Below are 20171 nucleotides of genomic sequence, written 5' to 3'. Positions count from 1 at the left end.
AGCGGCATTACGAGGCCCGGGAGCTTTTCCGGGCCTTTTTTCCTTCTGGGCCGGGTCAGCCCGCAACCCGGAAAACACGCAGGTTGCCCGGCAACAGCCTCACGCAAGATTGACGCCGTTGAATGGCAGCCGAGAGAGTTGGAAACGGGAGACGTTCCATGAGTCTTTACGGCGTTATGCGCACCGGTGTGTCCGGCATGAACGCGCAGTCCAGCAAGCTTGGTACTGTTGCTGACAACATCGCGAACTCCAATACGACGGGCTACAAGCGTGCTTCGACCGAATTCAGCTCCATGGTGCTGTCGCAAGGGTCGGGCAAATACAATTCCGGCGCGGTGAAAGCCCAGACGGTCTACTCGATTTCCAGTCAGGGTCCGGTGAGCTACACCAGCTCAGGCCTGAACCTGGCCATCGATGGCAACGGCTTCTTTGTTGTTGCCGACGGGGATGGCACGCCGTCCCTGACCCGCGCAGGTGCTTTCGTTGTCGACAAGGAAGGCTACCTGGTCAACACGGCCGGTTACCGGCTGCAGGGCTATCCGGTGGCCAATGGCGCAGAACCCGGCATCGTCGCCAATGGTCTCGGCGGACTGGAAAGCATCAACGTTTCCCAGAACCAGCTTGTGGCAACCCCGACCACCACGGCCAAGCTCTGGACCAACGTGCCGGAAGATGCTGCGATTGTGCCGGCTGCAAATTTGCCTTCCGGCAATACGGCCGGCGCGGCCTACACTTCCAAGACCTCGCTCGTTGTCTTCGACAACCTCGGCAACGAAGTGAAGCTGGATGTCTACTATTCAAAGACGGCGCAGACCGCCGGTGACTCCACTTGGGAAGTCACAATCTTCAACTCTGCCGATGCAGCTGCAGGCGGTGGCTTCCCCTATGCCTCCGGACCGCTGTCGACCCAGACGCTGACCTACAGCCGCACCACCGGCAAGCTGGATGCGGCAAGTGCCACGGCCATCAACGTCGCCATTCCCAACGGCGGTACGTTCGACATTGACCTGTCCGGGTCCACCTCCGTGGCGGCTGGCTTCAGCATCGCCGAAGTGGGCCGCAACGGCAATGCTCCCAGTGCCGTGGAGAAGGTGGAGTTCAGTTCGGATGGCACCCTGAGCGCTGTCTACGGAGACGGCACCCGCCGTGCGCTGTACCGCATTCCCCTGGCGACGGTTCCGAGCCCGGACAAGCTGACGGTTCTGTCCGGCAACATCTATTCCGCATCGAACGACTCCGGCGAAATCCGGGTTGGCTTTCCGGATGAGAGCGGCCTTGGAAAGCTTGAAGTTGGCGCCAAGGAAGACTCCAACGTCGACATCGCCACCGAGCTCACCTCGATGATCGAATCCCAGCGTGCCTTCACGGCCAACTCCAAGGTCTTCAAGGCAGGGTCCGATCTGCTGGAAGAGCTTGTGAACCTGGCGCGCTGACCGCCAGATCAAGGATGGAACTTCTGCCATGAGCCTGTCCGTAGCCCTGAAGGTCGCGCAGTCTGCACTGAGTGCAAGGCAAATCGAGACCTCGACCATCTCGCGCAATATCGCCGGCGCCCAGCAAGCGGGTTTCACCCGCAAATCGGTGATGCTGAGCACCGTCATATCCCAGGGCGGCACCGGCGGGGGCGTGCGTGTCGATGGCATCGCGCGCTCCACGGACAGCGGGCTTTACAAGGCGCTGTCGGGAGCAACATCCATCGCCACGTCGCAGTATGCGATCGCCAACGGGCTGGACAAGCTGGCAGGCACGACGGGTGACACCGAGCTCCTGCGTTCTCCGGCCGCTCAGCTGGGCAAGCTGGAAACGGCGATCCAGAACTATGCTGCAGAACCGGGCAATTCCATCCAGGCGCAGGCCATGCTTACGGCTGCCAAGGATACGGCAAAGCTTCTGAACGACTATACAAGTCTTGTTCAGGGCGTGCGTGCAGACGCAGACGCAGAGATTGGCACATCCATCAACAGGGTGAACGATCTGCTCGGTCAGATCGAGACCCTCAACTCGGTGATCGTCAAGGGCTATGCGTCGGGGGCAGATGTCACCGATGCCATGGACAGCCGCGATCAGGCCCTGCTGTCACTGTCGGAAGAGATCGGCATTTCCACGCTGACCCAATCGGATGGCGGCGTCGTGATCTATACGGACAGCGGCGTGACCCTGTTTGAAACGTCCGCCCGCAAGGTTTCCTTCGAGCCGACGATTTCCTTCATGGCGGGCACGGTGGGAAATGCCATCTACATTGATGGCGTCCCGGTGACAGGCGCTTCGGCCATCATGCCGGTTTCAACTGGACGCCTGCATGGACTGACGCAGCTGCGCGACAATGTGGCGGTCACCTATCAGAACCAGCTGGACGAGATTGCCCGTGGTCTCGTCGAAGCTTTTGCGGAAAGAGACCAGACCGGTGGCGGCGGCCCGCTGCAGGCTGGTCTCTTTACCTGGTCAGGCGGCCCTGCCGTTCCGGCAACGAGCACTCTGTCCACGGGTCTGGCAGGCAGCATCCGCATCAATGCAGCCGCTGATCCCGATCAGGGCGGAAGCCTTGACCTGCTGCGGGATGGCGGCATGGCTGGCGCCAACTACGTCTACAATCCGGCTGGTCTTGCAGGCTACACCGGACGTTTGAACGAATTCGTCAGCGCCATGAACGATCCCTCCCGCGTCTTTGATGCCGGGGTCGGACTGGATCCGACGTCTTCTCTCAAGACCTTCGCCAGTTCCTCGGTGAGCTGGCTGGAGGCCGGCCGAAAGACGGCAGCGGCCAATGTTAAATTTCAGTCCGTCATCGTATCCCGCTCGGCAAGTGCCTTGTCGAACGTCACTGGCGTCAATCTCGATGAAGAGATGACGCTCATGCTCGACATTGAACGAGCCTACGGCGCAGCGGCCAAACTGATGACTGCTGTTGACCGAATGCTTCAGGATCTGCTGGACTCTGTGAGGTAAGCCATGACTACGACCCGTATTTCGACCTACTCCATGGCTGATTCAAGCCGCAGCCAGCTGATGCGCCAGACGACACTGGTCGACAGGTTGAAGCAGGAGATGTCCTCCCAGCGGCATTACGACATTGGTCTTGAGCTGGGGGGGCGGACTGGAGAAGCGGTAACCGTCCGTTCAGAGTTCCAGCGGCTCAAGGGGCTCGTCGATACGAACGCCCTGTTGTCTTCGCGCCTCGGCGTGACCCAGTCTGCCCTCGGCGATGTCCTGAGCTCTGGACAGGACATGCTCAAGACGCTGATCGCCGTGCGCGATGCCGGCGGCGCGAGCATTGGCGCTCAGAATATGGGGCAGGGCAATCTGAAGCTGCTGATCTCCCGCCTCAACTCGCAGCCGGGCGGGGTCTATGTTTTCGGCGGCGTCAACACGGGCGAAGTCCCGGTCACGGATTACTATTCAGATTCCGCACCAGCCAACAAAGCCGCGCTGGACGCTGCATTTCTCGCCGAATTCGGCTTCAGTCAGTCCGATCCTGCTGCGGCAGGGATTTCGGCAGCCGCCATGCAGACCTTCCTCGACGGTGCCTTTCAGACGCTGTTTGATGACCCGCAGTGGGGCAATACCTGGTCTTCGGCAACCGATGACGTGATGAAGAATGCCATTTCGACCGGCGAAACCGCGGATACCACGGTCAGTGCGAATGACAAGGCATTCCGCCAGCTGGCCGCCGCCTACACCATGATCGGCGAACTTGGCATAACGAACCTGAACGCCGTGACTTTGCAGGTGGTTGTCGACAAGGCCATTTCGGTTCTGGGCGGTGCGGTTTCCGGCGTGACGCAGGTCAAAGGCGGCCTGGGCCTTGTCGAGGCCCGTGTGGCCGCTTCGTCCGAACGGTTGAACATGCAAGCCGATGTCCTCAACAAGCGCGTGCTGAACCTTGAGAACATCAATCCGGAAGAAACTTCGGTGCGGCTCAACACCGCGATGACTCAGCTTGAAACCACCTATGCGGTCAGCGCCCGCATGCAGAAGCTGAGCATCCTCAACTATCTGTGATCCATTTTACCGGCGCGGCCGCTTGCGGCCTGCCGCCGGACGGCAGCCAACACCAGAGAGGTGCCATGTACAAGTCCTCCTATGCCCAGACGATGGATGAGTTCGGTAACGATCCGCGTCAGGATGAGCGTGAGGCGCTCGGTGTCGTCATCAGCCAGCTCGAACTGGCACGTGAGAATGGGGTCAGGTCCCGGGAGGCTGTCGAAGCCATTTTCAATGCCCGCCGGGTCTGGACGTTCCTGCTGGAAAGCCTGTCCGAGAACAGCAACGAGCTGCCGGTGGAAATCCGCGCCGATCTGATCTCCATCGGTATCTGGGTGCTCAAGGAACTGGAGCGCCTTCGCCGTTACGAGACGGAAAGCTTTGACGCCATTATCGAGATCAACGGGATCATCCGTGACAGCCTGAGGGGGTGACTGCCATGCACATTGCCCTGAAAGCCGGAGAACGGCTCTACATCAATGGTGCGGTAATCCGCTTTGACCGGAAGACCTCGGTCGAACTGCTCAACAATTGCGTCTTCCTGCTCGAGAACCATGTTCTGCAGGCGCATGAGACGACGACGCCGCTGCGCCAGCTCTATTTCGTGCTGCAGTCCATGCTCATGGATCCGGCCGGAGCTCCGCAGGCGCGTGATCTGGCCAACATGCTGCTGGCCTCCACCCGCAGGACCTTCACAAATCCGGACATTGTCTCGGGTCTTGGGCAGGTCGATGAGCTGATGGCGGACGGGCGGCTGTTCGATGCCCTGAAGACCATCAGGAACCTTTATCCGGTAGAGGCGTCCATCATGTCGGGCAGTCTCCCGAAAGAACCGGCAGCTGCCGGCTTTGTTGCAGCCTGAGGAGGCTAACATGACCACAGTTCCGGGCGTCGGCGGCGCCAGCGCAGCCCAGTCCCAGTCTGCCAGCACTGCAGCACGGGACCAGCTGATGCTGGACTACAATGCCTTCCTGCAGCTGATGATGGCGCAGATGAAGAACCAGGACCCGACCGAGCCGGTGGACAGCACCCAGCAGCTCGCCCAGCTTGCCAGCTTCTCGCAGGTGGAACAGTCCATCAAGATGAACACCAAGCTGGAAACCATGCTGGCGAACATGTCCTTCGGCCAGGTCGACGACCTCATCGGCCGCACGGTGACTGATGCATCAGGCACGACCGGCATCGTCAAGTCGGTGGAGGTCTATTCCGACGGGACTGTTCTCGGCCTCGACAATGGCAAGGGCATTCTGCTCGGCCCTGGCGTGAAGATCACCTGATCATGAACGAGGCCGATGCCCTTGATCTGGTGCGGACTGCGATCTGGACGATCATCACCGGGTCCGCACCGGCCATCATTCCGGCCATGGTTGTCGGGGTCGGGATCGCCCTGATGCAGGCCCTGACGCAGGTGCAGGAAGTGACGCTGACCTTCATTCCGAAGATCGTCGCCATCCTCGCCATGATCGTCATTGCCGGTCCCTTCATCGGGGCCCAGATCTATTCGCTCACGGCCCTCGTCTATGGCCGGATCGAAACCGGTTTCTGACACCGGAAGCCGCTCAGTGCCGGAGCCCTGAACTGGGCTCCAGCCTTGCAGATGCCGTGCTCCGGCGGTCTGCTTCCCGGCGCACCATGTTCGCGCAAGCTTCACCGGGCACAGTTGCTCCAGCGATACAGTGACCGGGAGTGGGTATGTCCGAGACAGTCGTATCAACGAGCGGACCGGATAAGCCGGAAAGCCGCCGCGATATCGGCTTTGCGATTGGCATCGCGCTGATCCTCGCCGTTCTCTTCCTGCCGATCCCGGCCTTCATGATCGACACCGGTCTTGCCCTGTCGATCGCCCTGTCGGTGCTGATCCTCATGGTCGCCCTGTGGATCCAGAAGCCGCTCGATTTCTCGTCCTTTCCGACCATCCTGCTGATCGCCACGATGCTGCGCCTGGCGCTCAACATCGCCACGACCCGTGTCATCCTGTCCGAAGGGCATCAGGGTGTGACGGCCGCAGGCCACGTGATCTATGGCTTCTCGCAGTTCGTGATGAGCGGCGACTTTGTTATCGGCCTCATCGTCTTTGCCATTCTGGTCACGGTGAATTTCCTCGTCATCACCAAAGGCGCGACCCGTATCGCCGAGGTGGGCGCTCGCTTCACGCTGGATGCGATCCCCGGCAAGCAGATGGCGATCGATGCGGATCTGTCCGCCGGTCTCATCGATGACAAGGAAGCTCAGTCCCGCCGCCGGGAACTGGAAGAGGAAAGCTCGTTCTTCGGCGCCATGGACGGTGCATCCAAGTTCGTGCGCGGTGATGCCATTGCCGGTCTCATCATCACGGCCGTGAACATTCTGGGCGGCATTGTCATCGGCACCACGCGTTATGGCATGGACCTGTCAACGGCAGCGGATGTCTTCGTCAAGCTGTCGGTCGGCGATGGTCTCGTCTCGCAGATTCCGGCCCTCATCGTGTCGCTGGCTGCCGGTCTGCTGGTCTCCAAGGGCGGCACCCGCGGCACGGCCGAGAAGGCCGTTCTCGGGCAGCTGGGTGCTTATCCGCGAGCCCTTTTTGTCGGCGCGCTGCTGATGGGCATCATGGCGCTGATGCCGGGGCTCCCGACCATTCCCTTTGCCCTTCTCGGCGGCCTCATGGCCTTCATCGGCTACACCATCCCGCGCAAGCTGGAAGAGAAGCGCAAGATGGCCAAGGCCATGGCAGATGCCGAGGAAGCCAAGGCGCAGCGTGAGAGCAAGGAATCCGTCAAGGAATCCCTCAAGACGGCGGAGATCGAACTTTGCCTCGGCAAGCAGGTCGCCGCTCAGCTTCTGGTCGGCCACAGCGAGCTGGCGCGCCGTGTCGCACGCATGCGCCGAAAGTTCGCCGAGCAATATGGATTTGTCGTGCCCGATATCCGGGTCTCCGACAGCCTGACGCTGCCGCCGAAAGGCTATCAGATCAAGATCCACGGCACGGTGGTGGCAGCGCAGGAGGTGAAGGTCGGCGAACTTCTGGTGATGGCCAGCGACGATCATCCGCTGCCGATGCTGGGCGAGCCGACGCGGGAGCCTGCCTTCGGCATGCCGGCCTATTGGGTGCCGATGGCCTATCAGGACGAGCTGAAGCGCGATGGTTTCATGCCGGCCGACAACAACACGGTGATCCTGACGCATCTGTCGGAAGTGATCCGCAACAACCTGCCGCAATTGCTCTCCTACAAGGACATGCGCAATCTGCTGGACCGGCTGGACCCGGAATACCGCAAGCTGATCGAGGATATCTGCCCCTCGCATATCTCCTTCTCCGGCCTTCAGGCGGTGCTGAAGCTGCTCCTGTCCGAGCGTGTCTCGATCCGCAACCTGCATCTGATCCTGGAAGCCGTCGCGGAGATCGTGCCGCATGTGCGCCGCGCCGAGCAGGTGGTGGAGCATGTGCGCATGCGGATTGCCCAGCAGATCTGCGGTGATCTGGCCGAAGGCGGCCCCTTGCATGTGCTGCGGCTTGGCAACCGCTGGGACCTGGCGTTCCACCAGAGCCTGAAGCGCGACAGCAAGGGCGAGGTCATCGAGTTCGACATCGAGCCGCAGCTGGTCGAGGACTTTGGCACCCAGATGTCCCAGACGGTCAAGGCGCTGGTTGCCGCCGGCAAGCGCTTTGCCGTTGTCGCAGCACCTGATGCCCGCCCCTATGTGCGCATGATCGTGGAACGCATGTTCCCGACCCTGCCTGTGCTCTCACATCTTGAAATCGCGCGAGGGGTGGATGTGGAAACAATTGGCAGCGTGTCCTGACCATGGCGGGGGCGGTCCTTTCCCAGTTCGGCGTCGAAGCGCTGCTGGCCACCTTCATGCTGTTCTGCCGGATTGGCGCCTGCCTGATGGTGGTGCCGGGCTTCGGCAGCGACCGCGTGCCGGTGAAGGTGCGGCTCTTTGTGGCGGTCTCGGCTTCGCTGGCGCTTGCGCCGATGCTGGCGCCTGTGATTCAGGCGGCGATGCCGGCCTCAGATCTTGAGACGGTGGGGCGCTTCATCCTGAGCGAACTGTTCACAGGTCTGCTGATCGGCATCATGGGACGCTGCTTCATTGCCGGGCTGGAGATGATCGGCACCTTCATTGCCATGTCCATCGGCATGTCGAACATGCCGGGGATGGCCATCGAAGGCAACGAGGGTCTGCCACCGATGGCCAGCCTGATGACGCTGACGGCTACAGCGATGATCTTCATCACCAACCAGCACTGGGAGCTCTTCCGGGCGCTGGCGCAAAGCTACAACGCCCTGCCGCCGGGAGCCCCCATCGACCCCGCGGCCGGGCTGGCACAGCTGACGGACCGGCTGTCCGAGGCATTCTGGCTTGCCCTGCGCATCGGCAGCCCTTTCGTGATCTACGCCGTCGTCATCAATTTCGCCCTCGGGCTCCTGAACAAGCTGACGCCGCAGATCCCGGTCTATTTCATTGCCACCCCGTTTCTGATCGCGGGCGGCATGTACTTTCTCTACGTCGTCCTGGGTGAAGCGATCACGATCTTTCTGGACGGCTATGCCACCTGGCTCAGATTCGGTTGAGGCAACAATGTCGAAGAACAGCAAGGAAATCGGGCGCATTCTCAAGCTGCAGCGCCAGATCCATCAGTTATCAGCCTGGATGCTGGTCAATCTCGACCGTCAGGACGAGCAGCTTTCCGAAAAGCAGGACCGCGTGCTGCGCGCCCTGTCCGAGGGCGATCTTGCCCTGCATGACCGTTTCATCCGCAATGCCTCGCAGCGCCTGAAGACCATCGCCGAGGAGCAGGCCCAGCTCTCCGCTGCCAGGGAGAAGGTGGAAACGGAAATGGCCCGCCAGGGCCGGATGCTGAAGGTCACGGAGCGGCGCCTTGAAACGGTGGCCAAGCTTGAGCGCCAGGCGGACGAGCACCTGAGCCTTGCCGAGATTCTGGAGCGTCATGTGGGCGGGGCAACGCAAGCCTCCCGCAAGCTGGACGACCTAGTCTCAAAGGCAATGAAGGCGTAACGAGGACCTTTGCCATGGCGATTTCTCCCATTTCCGACATCGTCCTCGATGTCGCCCGCGCCGCGGATCCGCAGCAGATCCGGGCGGCGGCTGCCAAGCTCGAGAGCCTTGGCTATGCCGCGTCTGGTGACAGCGGCCTGTTTGAGGATGCCATGGCGGCTGCCGGCCTTTCGGGCGGGAGCGGGCAGGATCATTCGCAGTGGCCTGACGACGGCTTTGCGCCTGCCATCGGCTCCACCGGTTCGGCGCGCGTGGCGATGCTGAACGATACGGCCCTCAACGCGCGGACGCTGTCACCCGCCCAGAAGTTTGAGGCGCTGATGATGCAGCAGATGGTGGAAGGAATTCTGCCGGAAGATGCGGAAAGTGTATTTGGCTCCGGCACGGCCGGAGGCATCTGGAAATCCATGCTGGCTGAGCAGATCGGCAATCAGATGGCCGCACGTGGCGGCATCGGTATCGCCGAGCTTATCGCCAAGACCCTCGGCCAGCGGGAAACCGCCTGATGGAGCTGCAGCCTGACATGTCTGATGAAGAAAATGCAGAGATTGCGCCGCCTGCTGCCCTGGCTGCCTATGTGAATGACACATTGATCATGGCCATCATCAAGGCGCATACGGTGGTTGAGGCGGAGACAGAAGCTCTGCGGGAGCAGGGCACTGCCGATCTCCGTGCCTTTGAGTTCCGCAAGAGCCAGGCCCTGCTGGAGCTTGCCCGCGCCAGCCGGACACTGCTTGCGCCCGGCGGTGATGGCGAGCGTGACGTGGCTGTCGCGACGGAACTGAGGCGCCTGCGTGCCGCACTGGAAGCCAACATGCAGGTGCTTTCGCTGCATCTGGACGCGGTTCGCGAGATTGCCGGAATGATTTCCCAGGCGATGCTCGAAGCCGATTCTGACGGCACCTACTCCCTGGATCACGTGAGGGTCCGCCCATGATGCGGCTCCTCTTTGCCGGCCTGTGGGTTTGCCTGACGACGCTTGGCGCCTCCTATGCCGCTGTCTACTGGATGACGCAGGACGGCAACGTGGCAGACGGGGACGAGCGCGTCATGGTCGGCATCGATTACGAGCAGCTTCGGGCTATCAACGTGCCGATCATCGAGAATGGCGCCCTGCAGGGATATGTGGTGGTGCAACTCGTCTTCACGGCGGATGGCGACGCCCTGCGCAAGAGCCCGGTGAAGCCGCAGCCCTTCATCATCGATGAGGCCTTCCGTCTTCTCTACTCCGACGAGACCCTGAATTTCCGCAGGCTCGAACGCTATGATATCGAGGGTCTCAAGACGAAGGTCCGGGATGCGGTGAACACGCGGCTTGGCAACAAGCTCGTGCAGGAAATTCTGGTGGAAGAGTTCAATTACTTCACGAAGTCCGACGTCCTGTCGCATTGAGGCAGAGGCCGGAGCTGTTCAGGCTCCGGGTTACCGGCAAGGCCGCCGGGCCATACTGCCGCCGGCCTGCCCGCATTCGCGGGCCGTGGAAGAGCGCAGCCAAGTCTGCAGGCAATGCCCGCTCCGCTGATACCCAGACTTTGAGATGCCGGCCCGCTACGCCTTGAAGTTTCTCAGGCGCCGCCCTGGCCGAAATCGCCGGGTGCTTTGCCGTCTGGGCCTGGTGGCGGCTGGACAAGCCCGCCCTGTTGCTGCTGCCGGGTGCGCTTGCGCTTGCCATCTTCGCTTTCCTGCTGGCGCGGGTGGTGGGATATTGTCGGCGCAATTGTCATTTTGCCCGGCAGCGCACTGATCATGGCAGGTCCGAGGGGCGCCTGAGAAAGCTCAAGGGGTAATTCTTCCGCGCTGGGAGCCCTGGCCCTATTGAGGCAGCGGCTTCAGGCGTGCATCCGCGAGCGCCTCGATAAGGCGCCGGGTGTTTTCTTCCGGATCTTCCGACGGGTCGGCAAACTCGATGTGGTGGATCTCGACGCTCGATCCGCGCGCGTTCAGCGTCAGGCTGAAATAGATCCAGACGCCGTTGTTGCGGAATTCAAGGTCCAGCCGGACATCGGGCGTCGTGTCCCAATCGGCTTCGACATGAGCGCCGAGGCCATAGCGCAGCGTTTCGTTCTTGAAGAAGAGTTCGGTCGAAGACTTCACAAGGTCAGAGATATTGGCGTGCTTCTCCGTGCGCACAAAGGCGATGAAGTCGGTCACGTCGATCAGACGCAGCTCTTCGGCAACGTCAGAAACGGCCTGTGCAAGAGCTTCTTCCCGCAAGCGCACCGAGCCCGGAATCCGTGGCATCTGGCTGAAGGATCCCATGCTCATGTTGAAGCCCTCAAAACTCTCGTGCATCACACGACCTTCACTGTCTTGCGCGAATACACGTAACAGATGATTTCCGCAACCATTCTATAGAATTGCGGCGGAATCATTCTTTCCAATTCGGTACTCGCATAAAGTGAACGGGCCAGTTCCCGGTTCTCTACGACGGGAATGTTGTTCTCTTCCGCAATCTGCCGGATCTTGAGCGCGATCAGGTCTTGCCCCTTGGCAACGACAATCGGGGCAGCCGTTTCGTCGCGCTCATAGCGCAGGGCCACGGCAAAATGGGTCGGATTGGCGATCACGAGCGTTGCCTTCGGCACGGCCGCCATCATCCGGTTGCGTGCCCTGTCACGGGCAAGCGAGCGCTGGCGGGCCTTCACCAGCGGGTCGCCTTCGGCCTGCTTGAATTCGTCCTTCAGCTCCTGCTTGCTCATGCGCAGGTTCTGCCGCCAGTGCATGCGGGCCCACAGAAGATCGAGGGCGACAAGGAGAATGGTGGCGATACAGATGCCCGAAAGCAGCTTCATCGATAGATGGAGAACGGTTTCCGGCAGGGCGGATGGGTCGGTGAACATGGCATTCACCAGCGCATTGGCGTTCGAGCGCAGCAGCAGGAACGCGACCAGGCTGATGGCTGTGAACTTGAAAACGGACTTGCCGAATTCGACGAGCCCCTGCATGCCGAAAAGGCGGCTCCAGCCCTTCGTGAGCGAAAGGCGCGACAGCTCCGGCTTGATACGGGTGAGAACCACTTTCGGGGCATTCTGGAAGAACGATGCCGCAAGGCCGGCGACCATGAGCATCGCCACGATGGGCGCGAGGAACAACCCCAGATCGAGGCTGAGAGCGTGGGTGAGCTGAATTGCATCCGATCCATTTCCAATGCTGTATCCCCCCGCATTGTCGATGAAACCCGAGAGCCCGGCGCTGAGGCGCTGGACACCCGGCGAAATGACGAAACTTCCAATCAGCAAAACAGCCAGAAAGGCGGAGAGGATCGAGGCCTCCTTGGAAACAGGTATGTTTCCCTTGTCGATCGCATCCCTGATTTTCTTCTCTGTCGGTTCCTCAGTTTTTGAGTCCTTGTCGTCCTGATCTGACATTTACGCGTCCACCGGTTTGCCAGTCTTGTGCCTGCCGCAGGGCAGGGCCATTGCCCCGGCTTCTGCCGGGGAGTATGCGCCGGGCTTACCGGAAGACGGCGCTGTCTTCCTGCTTCGGATTGAGGTCGATCTCTCCGCGGCCTGCCATCTCGAGGGCAAGATCCGTGATGGAGGAACGCGCCTGAAGCACTTCGCGCTGTCCCGCCGGTTCGCCGCCGGCCAGCTCGTGTTCGACGATCTTGCGCGTGCGCGACGTCATCGACGACAGAATGACCTCGCGGAAGGCGCGGTCGGTTCCCTTCAGCGCCAGCACAATCCGGTCCGTCGGGATCTGGTCGAAGATGGCCATGCGCGTGCGGGCATTCAGGTTGATGATGTCGTCGAAGGTGAAGAGCAGACCCTTCAGCAGTTCCGCCGACTTCGGCCGCGCATCCGTCAGGCTCGACAAGGCATCTTCCATGTGGTCGCGGTCCATCTTGTTCAGGATGTCCGCCATGCGCGCATAGGAATCGGCTTCCATCGTGCCCGAAAGATTGAGCATGAAGTCTTCATGCAGCGTCTTTTCCACGTCGCGCATGATCTCCTGGACGATGGCCTTGATCGACAGCATCCTGCGCATGAGCTGGTTGCGCAGATCCGGCGGCAGCTGGCTGAGCACCTTTGCTGCGGCAGCCGGCCTGATCTTCGACAGGATCAGCGCCGCCGTCTGCGGATGCTCCTTCATCAGATAGTTGGCGAGAACGGTCTCGGACACGGTCGCGATCCGGTCCCAGATCGAACGGTTCGAATTGCCCAGAACATCGGACATGATGTCGGAGAGCTGCTCCTCGGGAAGCACACCTTCCAGCATCTTCTCCACTTCATTGGGCGTGCCATACAGGGTGGTGCCGTTGGAGAACTGCGTGATGAAGTCTTCGGCGAGCTGATCGAGTTCCTCCGCCGCCACCGTGCCGAGCTGTGCAGCGGCAACGGTGATCATGCGGATCTCTTCCTGATCGAAATGCTGCAGCAGGCGGCGTGAACTGGGCTTGCCAAGCGCCAGAAGAAGCGCCGCGACCTTCTGCGTTCCCTTCAGGGTGCGCGTTGGCAAAAGCGTTTCGGCAGATGTGCTCGCATTCATTTTTGCGGTCTCTCCTGCAGCTTAAGTCATGCCAAGGCATCTGAGACGCTTGCGCGCCATGCCTTGAAATTGCTCATGCGCCGCACGGGCTGGTGTCAGGCGTCGAGCAGGCTGTTCTGGGCGCTGATGATTTCGGTCAGCGACACGCCGAAGCGGGAGTTGTCGTCTTCCACGACGACCACTTCGCCACGGGCAACCACGCGGCCGTTGACCACGATATCGACCGGCTCACCGACACGGTGGTTGAGCGGAATGACGGCACCGCGGCCAAGCTTCAGCAGATTGGCGACCAGCATCGTGGCCGAGCCCAGCACGACCTGAATATTGACCGGAATGCCGAGGATCGTGTCGAGGTTGCGCTCGTCGCCCATCAGGTCGGAGCTGGTCAGCTTTGCGCTCTTGGATCCGCCGGTTTCAACCTTGGCGAATTCAGCCGCACCTGCGGCCTTGGCGGAAGGGGTCTCGTTCATATCATTGCTGCTCATGTCAGATCATCCTTGCGGTGGATGGAAACGGATCGGAACGGGCCGGTGGCCAGGTCATCGAGGCGGTGCACCTTCATTTCCGTTGGTGCGGCGGGCTCTTGGGGCTCGCTCACCGGCGATGCGGTGTTGCGCAGAACCGTCTCGGCAACCGTTGAACCCATGTCGCTGGCGGGCGGCTCGATATGGCCGGCCTTGGCGCGCATTGCGACTTCGGTCGACAGCTGCTTCAGTTCGGACTTGAGCACCGCCTGCTGGCGCTTGGCCTCCCGGGTGAGGGCGTCAATCTCGGCGATCAATTCCCGAGCATCGTCCATTCTGGCACCAAGCGCGTTGAGCACCTGAGCCCCCCGGACATTGAGCTCCTTCACCGACACCTCGATGCCATCGAGGGCAAGCGCTGTCTGGTCAAAGATCCGCTGGTAGTCCTCATGGTAGGATCCCAGCCGGCGCAGTTCCCGGTACATGGTCACCATCTTGAAGCTCGTGATCGCCAGCGCGATCAGCAGAACTGCATCAACGAGATAGGAGATCATCAACGATGTCCTTTTCCAGATGGATCAGGTCCTCGACCTGAAGGGTGTAGGAGCCATCCAGCTGGCCAAGACGGCAGTTGAAGATGGGCTGCTGGTTGCACTCCAGCTTCACCGGGCTGCGGGGGGTGGCCTGCAGCTCGATGATCTGGCCAATCTTCATGTTGGCGATTTCGCCCAGCGTCAGCTCCCGCTCCTCCAGCACCGCCTGCAGCTTCACTTCCGTGCGTTGGATCTCGGCCTGGAAATGCTGGGTCCACTGCTTGTCACGCCCCGCCATTTCGCCTGACAGCACCTGCGAAAGGCGCTGGCGCAGCGGGTTGAGGGTGGAGTGAGGCATGACCACGAAGATCTCGCCGCCGCGGCCGATGGCCTGCAGCAGAAGGCGTGCGACGACAGCCGGGTTGTTGCGGCGGCCGATGATGGCAAAGTCCATGCGGCTTTCGACACGCTCGATCTTCAGCGTTGTCTCGGCGATGGGGCTGAACGATTCCTGAAGCGCATTGGCCGCCACTTCAAAGACCGTGCGGGCGATACGTGTTTCGATGGAAGAGAAGGAGCGCTCTTCGTCGATCGGCGGCTCGGTACCGTCAGCCCCGAACAGCACGTCGATCATCGTGAAGATGAAGTCACGGTCAAAGCCGATCAGCAGGCGCGTGTCCCATTCCGGCGAATAGAGCACGGCGACCAGGGCGTTGGATTCGTAAACATCCAGCACGTCGCCGATACGCTCGTTGCCGATATCGGAGACGGAAATGTAGGAGGGCGAAGCCGACTTCTGGCGCATCGCATCGGCAAAGACGCGGGCCATGCGGTCGAAGAGCACCGGCAGCATCGGCAGCCGGTCAACGGAGATGCCTGCGGCATCCAGCAGCCGGTCCGTAATCTGGGCGCGTTCCGAATGGAACGAGTTGGCAGCGTGATCCAGCATGACTTACGCCGCTCCCTTCATTTCAGCGGCGCTTTCGCCCACGCCGCCGGAGTTCATGGTTTCGTTCTCGACTTCATCGATGGTGGGGCGGTCCGAGGCGGAGATGGTCTTGCGGCCATGCTCAAGCGCGATCTGGGGAGGTGCGCCATTCATGAAGGCCAGCAGAGACTGCTTCACGATCACGTAAGGGCGCAGCCGCGCTTCACGCACGCCCTTCACCTTGTGGGCAACGGGCGCCACCAGCGCATAGGAGAGGAAAATCCCGAGGAAGGTGCCGACGAGTGCGGCGCCGATCAGCGCGCCCAGGATCTGCGGCGACTGGTCGATGGCACCCATGGCCTTGATCACACCGAGCACCGCAGCAACGATACCGATGGCGGGAAAGGCTTCGGCGACGGCGGACAGGGCGTAATAGGGTTTCATCTGGTCGCGGTGGACCGTCTGCAGTTCCTCATCCATCAGCGCTTCAATCTCATGGGCGCGGGCGTTGCCGACAATGATCAGTCGGAAGTAGTCACACACGAAGGCCGTGAGGTTCCGGTTGCGGTAGACGGTCGGAAATGCGCGGAAAATCTCGGATTCCTGCGGGTTTTCGATATGCGGTTCCACCTCGTTGCGGCCCTTGGAGCGCAGCTCGCGCATCAACGCATAGAGAAGAGCCAGAATATCGAGGTAGTCGCGCTTCTTCGGCACCGAGTTCAGCACCGCTTCCTGCACGGCGCGCATGGTGTCCTTGATCGTCTTCATCGGGTTGGCAACGAAGAATGTGCCGATTGCAACGCCAACGATGATCAGCACTTCGAAGGGCTGCCAAAGAACCAGCACCTTTCCCCCCATGGCGTAGAAGCCGCCAAGGAGTGAAGCCATTGCGATGATGAGACCCAGCATGATTGTCACGAGCCAGCTCCTGCTTGGTGCGTGTGGGATGTCGATGCCCTCACGCTAGGAGACGAGGCTTGCCCGAGGCTGTTGAATTTTGCCGGGTTTTGGCGCTCAGGGATTAACCATGGCTCTCCCGGCAAGGCCAGGTTGCGGCGCGCTCAGTCAGCCCGGCGCAAGCCTTGAGGGCAACACTCTCCGCAAGAGGTGCGCCCTGCGCGCCGATTCCTGTTGCCGAGCTGTCCAGGCGCACCAGAAGGATGCGGCCGGGCACAAGTACTCCGGAGGGGCTGCGCCGATGATAACCACATTGTTCCAGTATCAGATGGTGTCGAGGGATCTGAACCGTACGCTCGAGACCACCGCCAAAGATCCTCAGGTCAAGCGTGAGACAGAATATTATCTGAAGAACATCGGGAACATCAAAACAATTGATGATCTTCTGAAGGATACGCGTATTTTTAAATATGCGATGAAGGCGTTTGGTCTTGAGGATATGGATTATGCCAAGGCCTTCATGAAGAAGGCACTTAAGGAAGGTGTTGATGACAGCCGGTCATTTGCCAACAAGCTTTCCGACAAGCGCTATGCCCAGTTTGTGACGGCGTTTGACTTCAAGGTTTACGAGGAACTCACAACCACTCGTCCTGAGGTGAAGCAGCCGGTTGTGGATGCCTACGTCCGTCAGACGCTTGAAGTGAATTCCGGGAACCAGAATGAGGCCGTGCGTCTTGCGCTCTATTTCAACCGCAAGTCCAGCAGCATCAAAGGGCCATTCGACATTCTTTCGGACCGGGCGCTTACAAAGGTGGTCTACACCTCGCTCGGCCTGCCGGAAAACTTTGCCATGGCAAACATCGACAAGCAGGCGGATTTTCTGAAGCAGCGCCTGAACTTCGATGACTTCAAGGATCCCGCAAAGCTCGACACTTTCCTGCGCCGCTTTGCCACCATGTGGGACTTCCAGAACGGCACCCCTGCAACCTCTTCCATTGCCACCCTCATCATGGCCGGGCCCGGAGCTTCGGCCTCCATCAGTGAGGGCCTGCTCTCCCAGATCCAGTCGCTCAGGCTCGGAGGACGTTGATCCATGCAGTCTGCACTTTATGTTGCCCTGTCGGCCCAGGTCGCTCTTTCCAACAGGCTGGAGACAGTCGCCCGGAACCTTGCCAACATGAATACGGCCGGCTACCGGGCGGATGAGGTGAAGTTCGCCGAAGTCCTGTCCAAGGCAGGGGCTGATCCGGTGAGCTTTGCCACGGCTGGTGAAACCTATATCTCCCGTCAGGCGGGCGGGGTGACCAAGACCGACAATCCTCTGGATCTGGCCGTCGATGGCGATGGCTGGTTTGCCATCCGCGCCGGAGAGACGGTTGCCTACACCCGTGACGGGCGCATGAAGATCGATGTGGATGGCGTTCTGCGCACACTGAATGGCCACGACCTGCTGGATGCCGGCGGTCTGCCGATCCAGCTCGATCTCAATCAGGGCATGCCGCGCATCAGCCCGGATGGAACGGTGACACAGGGCCAGGATATTGCTGGTGCTGTCGGCCTGTTCCGCATTCCCGATGACGCAAAGCTCCGCCGCTTCGAAAACTCGGGTGTCATCCCGGACCAGCCCGCAGAGCCGGTCCAGGCCTTTGATACGGCAAGTATCGTGCAAGGCTACACGGAAAGCTCGAACATCAATCCGATCCGTGAAATGACCAAGCTGATCATGCTGACCCGCGCCTTCGACAATGCGACGAAGATGATCGACACCAGCAATGACACCCAGTCGCAGGCTGTGCGCGATCTGGGAGCAACCTCGTGACGCCGCTGGGCGCTGTGCCCCCGGTCAAGCCGCAAGGCTCTGCTGGCAGCGTCAATTCACCCCGTCAGACCGCAGATGCCGCCACCGCTGAAGCCGGCGGCGGCCTGGGGTTTCGTGATATCGTCGATATCATCAATATCATCAATCCTCTCCAGCATCTGCCTGTCATCGGTGAGGTTTACCGGAATGTGACGGGAGACGGGATCTCGGACGGGGCCCGGCACGCAGGGCATGCGCTTTATGGGCTGGCCCTCGGCGGTCCGCTAGGCATGGCCGGAATGCTGGGCTACGCCATGGCTGGCTCTGCCGTGAGCAACGCCCTGCAGGCGCCTGATGCAGCACAGGACGCAGACGCGGCTGTTGTACCGGTTCCTGATGAGCCGGTGATTTCTTCGGTCAAGCCGCAGACTCCTGAGCTGGCTAATGACAATGCCTCCGCGTCTTCGAAAGCCATCGGCACGGACGATCTGCTGGGCATGCGTGTGGCCCGTTCGCGCGATGAGGCGGCTGCAGCTTCCGCGAACCTCACGCGCTTTCTGACGGATCCGGCAAGCGTTTCCATGCCCCTGTCCAAGCCGTCTTCCGGCTCCGGGACGCCGGAGGCGCGGCCTCAGGATCAACCGCCCGCACTGGATGCGGTTATCCAGCATCCGGCGAACCGTTTGCCGCTCGATGTACTGGAAACCTTGCGCAACCGTCACAAGGATCTGACCCGCGATGCCCGCGCTTGACCGGCTTGCACTTGCCGTCTCGGCAGCTTCCAAGGAAGTTGATCCGGTCCGCATCGGCGGCCGGGTCATTCAGGTGACACCTGGCGTCATCCGTGTCACCGGTCTGTCGCGCTCCGTCTGCATCGGTGATCTAGTGTCACTCGAAGGCAAGGGCGGCGAGCGGCGCGGCGAGATCATCCGTCTCGATGAGGATGATGTCTATGTGAAGCCCTACGGCAATCTCGCTGATATCGGCATCGGCGCCCGTGCCTGGCGCAAGGGCGCACTGACGGTGCATCCGCATCAGGCCTGGAAGGGCCGTGTTGTCAATGCGCTGGGGCAGGCGGCGGATGGCAAGGGGCCCTTGCGCACCAGTGCAGCGGCCATGTCCCTCGACAACGAGCCGCCGCAGATGCTGGAGCGCGCCCGTGCCCGCAAGCCGGTGCGCACGGGCGTCAAGGTCATTGACCTGTTCACGCCGCTTTGCGTTGGCCAGCGTATCGGCGTCTTCGCCGGGTCTGGCGTTGGCAAGTCCACATTGCTGGCCATGCTGGCGGGATCGGGCGATTTCGACACTGTCGTCGTCGGCCTCGTGGGCGAGCGTGGGCGCGAGGTGCGCGAGTTCGTCGAGGATGTGCTGGGCGATGCGCTGGAGCGGTCCGTCGTGGTCGTGGCAACAGGTGACGAGAGCGCCATGATGCGGCGTCTTGCCCCGCGCACGGCGATGAGTGTGGCCGAATATTTCCGGGGCCTCGGCCAGTCCGTGCTGCTGATCATCGATTCCGCGACACGCTTTGCCCATGCGGCCCGCGATGTCGCCATGGCCGCCGGCGAGCCGCCTGTCGCCCGCGGTTATACGCCAAGCGTGTTTTCCGACCTTACCCGCCTGCTGGAGCGGGCCGGCCCCGGAGCCGAAGGGGAAGGGGCGATCACCGGCGTCTTTTCGGTGCTGGTGGATGGCGACGATCATAATGACCCGGTGGCCGACACGATGCGCGGCGTGCTGGACGGGCATATCGTTCTCGACCGTGCGATCGCCGACGCCGGCCGCTATCCTGCGGTCAACATTCTGTCATCCGTCTCCCGCTTGTCCCAGCATGCCTGGACGCCGGAGGAACGGGAGCTGATCCTGCGGCTGAAAGCCATGATTTCCCGCTTCGAGGACACCCGGGACCTTCGATTGATGGGCGGATACCAGGCGGGCAGTGACCCGGCGCTCGACAAGGCCGTCCAGCTTGTGCCCCGGATTTATGAATTCCTGAGACAGGATGCACGCGGGCTGCCATCGCCAGATCCGTTCGGTGATCTGGCAAGGTCGTTGTCCTCGTGAGGTGAACTGCCGCTACGTAA

At 61.2% G+C, this 20171-nt stretch carries 25 protein-coding genes; 18 read left to right on the top strand and 7 right to left on the bottom strand.

The features are described 5' to 3' along the window. Positions 1 to 158 precede the first annotated feature (158 nt). The 14 genes from H163_RS0105395 (at position 159) to H163_RS23920 (ending at position 10769) form a co-directional block, all read left to right on the top strand. Positions 159 to 1433, top strand: coding sequence for a flagellar hook protein FlgE (locus H163_RS0105395; RefSeq protein ID WP_026355487.1), 1275 nt, complete (start codon positions 159 to 161; stop codon positions 1431 to 1433). A 28-nt stretch (positions 1434 to 1461) separates the two neighbouring features. Then, positions 1462 to 2946: a flagellar hook-associated protein FlgK gene (flgK, locus tag H163_RS0105390; protein ID WP_019963533.1), complete on the top strand. Its 1485-nt coding sequence runs from the start codon at positions 1462 to 1464 to the stop codon at positions 2944 to 2946. A 3-nt stretch (positions 2947 to 2949) separates the two neighbouring features. Continuing rightward, entirely contained in the window at positions 2950 to 3999 is a 1050-nt protein-coding gene (locus H163_RS0105385) for a flagellar hook-associated family protein (protein ID WP_026355486.1), read from the top strand. Positions 4000 to 4064: 65 nt separating this feature from the next. Next, positions 4065 to 4415, top strand: coding sequence for a flagellar biosynthesis regulator FlaF (gene flaF, locus H163_RS0105380; RefSeq protein WP_019963531.1), 351 nt, complete (start codon positions 4065 to 4067; stop codon positions 4413 to 4415). Positions 4416 to 4420: 5 nt separating this feature from the next. After that, entirely contained in the window at positions 4421 to 4843 is a 423-nt protein-coding gene (flbT, locus tag H163_RS0105375) for a flagellar biosynthesis repressor FlbT (RefSeq protein ID WP_019963530.1), read from the top strand. A gap of 10 nt (positions 4844 to 4853) precedes the next feature. Further along, the gene (gene flgD, locus H163_RS0105370) at positions 4854 to 5258 is read left to right on the top strand and encodes a flagellar hook assembly protein FlgD (protein ID WP_019963529.1); all 405 of its coding nucleotides are present in this window, start codon (positions 4854 to 4856) and stop codon (positions 5256 to 5258) included. Between the two features lie 2 nt (positions 5259 to 5260). Next, complete coding sequence (fliQ, locus tag H163_RS0105365) at positions 5261 to 5527, top strand: flagellar biosynthesis protein FliQ (protein ID WP_019963528.1); 267 nt, start codon at positions 5261 to 5263, stop codon at positions 5525 to 5527. A gap of 146 nt (positions 5528 to 5673) precedes the next feature. After that, positions 5674 to 7764, top strand: a complete 2091-nt coding sequence (gene flhA / locus H163_RS0105360; RefSeq protein WP_019963527.1) for a flagellar biosynthesis protein FlhA — start codon at positions 5674 to 5676, stop codon at positions 7762 to 7764. 2 nt (positions 7765 to 7766) lie between these two features. Further along, on the top strand, positions 7767 to 8537 hold the full coding sequence (gene fliR / locus H163_RS0105355; RefSeq protein ID WP_019963526.1) for a flagellar biosynthesis protein FliR: 771 nt from the start codon (positions 7767 to 7769) through the stop codon (positions 8535 to 8537). A gap of 7 nt (positions 8538 to 8544) precedes the next feature. Continuing rightward, the gene (locus tag H163_RS0105350) at positions 8545 to 8982 is read left to right on the top strand and encodes a hypothetical protein (RefSeq protein WP_019963525.1); all 438 of its coding nucleotides are present in this window, start codon (positions 8545 to 8547) and stop codon (positions 8980 to 8982) included. Between the two features lie 14 nt (positions 8983 to 8996). Further along, positions 8997 to 9488: a rod-binding protein gene (locus H163_RS0105345; protein ID WP_019963524.1), complete on the top strand. Its 492-nt coding sequence runs from the start codon at positions 8997 to 8999 to the stop codon at positions 9486 to 9488. 17 nt (positions 9489 to 9505) lie between these two features. Then, positions 9506 to 9919 carry a hypothetical protein gene (locus tag H163_RS22265; RefSeq protein WP_147290382.1) on the top strand — a complete coding sequence of 138 codons (414 nt, stop codon included), beginning with the start codon at positions 9506 to 9508 and terminating at the stop codon, positions 9917 to 9919. Next, positions 9916 to 10374, top strand: a complete 459-nt coding sequence (locus H163_RS0105335; protein WP_019963522.1) for a hypothetical protein — start codon at positions 9916 to 9918, stop codon at positions 10372 to 10374. The genes H163_RS22265 and H163_RS0105335 overlap by 4 nt, the downstream gene beginning before the upstream one ends. 185 nt (positions 10375 to 10559) lie before the next feature. Further along, positions 10560 to 10769 (top strand): YnfA family protein, encoded by a 210-nt coding sequence (locus tag H163_RS23920; RefSeq protein WP_425594371.1) that lies wholly within the window; start codon positions 10560 to 10562, stop codon positions 10767 to 10769. Between the two features lie 25 nt (positions 10770 to 10794). Here the strand turns inward: H163_RS23920 and H163_RS0105325 are convergent, their stop codons facing one another. From H163_RS0105325 to motA, 7 genes are all read right to left on the bottom strand, one after another. Then, positions 10795 to 11274, bottom strand: a complete 480-nt coding sequence (locus H163_RS0105325; RefSeq protein ID WP_019963520.1) for a hypothetical protein — start codon at positions 11272 to 11274, stop codon at positions 10795 to 10797. Continuing rightward, a complete protein-coding gene (flhB, locus tag H163_RS0105320; RefSeq protein WP_019963519.1) occupies positions 11274 to 12350 on the bottom strand; it encodes a flagellar biosynthesis protein FlhB in 1077 nt (358 codons plus the stop codon). Before flhB ends, H163_RS0105325 begins: the two co-directional genes overlap by 1 nt. 85 nt (positions 12351 to 12435) lie before the next feature. Beyond that, on the bottom strand, positions 12436 to 13470 hold the full coding sequence (locus H163_RS0105315) for a flagellar motor switch protein FliG (RefSeq protein ID WP_019963518.1): 1035 nt from the start codon (positions 13468 to 13470) through the stop codon (positions 12436 to 12438). Between the two features lie 95 nt (positions 13471 to 13565). Continuing rightward, on the bottom strand, positions 13566 to 13841 hold the full coding sequence (gene fliN / locus H163_RS0105310) for a flagellar motor switch protein FliN (protein WP_371328666.1): 276 nt from the start codon (positions 13839 to 13841) through the stop codon (positions 13566 to 13568). 110 nt (positions 13842 to 13951) lie between these two features. Then, on the bottom strand, positions 13952 to 14488 hold the full coding sequence (locus tag H163_RS0105305; RefSeq protein WP_019963516.1) for a hypothetical protein: 537 nt from the start codon (positions 14486 to 14488) through the stop codon (positions 13952 to 13954). After that, positions 14469 to 15416, bottom strand: a complete 948-nt coding sequence (locus H163_RS0105300; protein ID WP_019963515.1) for a flagellar motor switch protein FliM — start codon at positions 15414 to 15416, stop codon at positions 14469 to 14471. Before H163_RS0105300 ends, H163_RS0105305 begins: the two co-directional genes overlap by 20 nt. A gap of 3 nt (positions 15417 to 15419) precedes the next feature. Then, positions 15420 to 16313, bottom strand: a complete 894-nt coding sequence (gene motA, locus H163_RS0105295) for a flagellar motor stator protein MotA (protein ID WP_019963514.1) — start codon at positions 16311 to 16313, stop codon at positions 15420 to 15422. 79 nt (positions 16314 to 16392) lie between these two features. Between motA and H163_RS0105290 the strand changes: the two genes are divergently transcribed. The 4 genes from H163_RS0105290 to fliI are packed head-to-tail and all read left to right on the top strand — an operon-like array spanning position 16393 to position 20151. Continuing rightward, positions 16393 to 17382, top strand: a complete 990-nt coding sequence (locus tag H163_RS0105290) for a DUF1217 domain-containing protein (protein WP_244296032.1) — start codon at positions 16393 to 16395, stop codon at positions 17380 to 17382. Positions 17383 to 17385: 3 nt separating this feature from the next. Next, positions 17386 to 18111, top strand: a complete 726-nt coding sequence (gene flgF, locus H163_RS0105285; RefSeq protein WP_019963512.1) for a flagellar basal-body rod protein FlgF — start codon at positions 17386 to 17388, stop codon at positions 18109 to 18111. Beyond that, on the top strand, positions 18108 to 18842 hold the full coding sequence (locus tag H163_RS23615) for a hypothetical protein (protein WP_019963511.1): 735 nt from the start codon (positions 18108 to 18110) through the stop codon (positions 18840 to 18842). Before flgF ends, H163_RS23615 begins: the two co-directional genes overlap by 4 nt. After that, on the top strand, positions 18829 to 20151 hold the full coding sequence (gene fliI, locus H163_RS0105275; RefSeq protein WP_019963510.1) for a flagellar protein export ATPase FliI: 1323 nt from the start codon (positions 18829 to 18831) through the stop codon (positions 20149 to 20151). The genes H163_RS23615 and fliI overlap by 14 nt, the downstream gene beginning before the upstream one ends. The last annotated feature ends 20 nt before the right edge of the window (positions 20152 to 20171 follow it).

It is taken from the genome of Pannonibacter phragmitetus DSM 14782, from assembly GCF_000382365.1.
GTDB lineage: Bacteria > Pseudomonadota > Alphaproteobacteria > Rhizobiales > Stappiaceae > Pannonibacter > Pannonibacter phragmitetus.
This window is presented reverse-complemented; position numbering and strand designations above follow the sequence as displayed.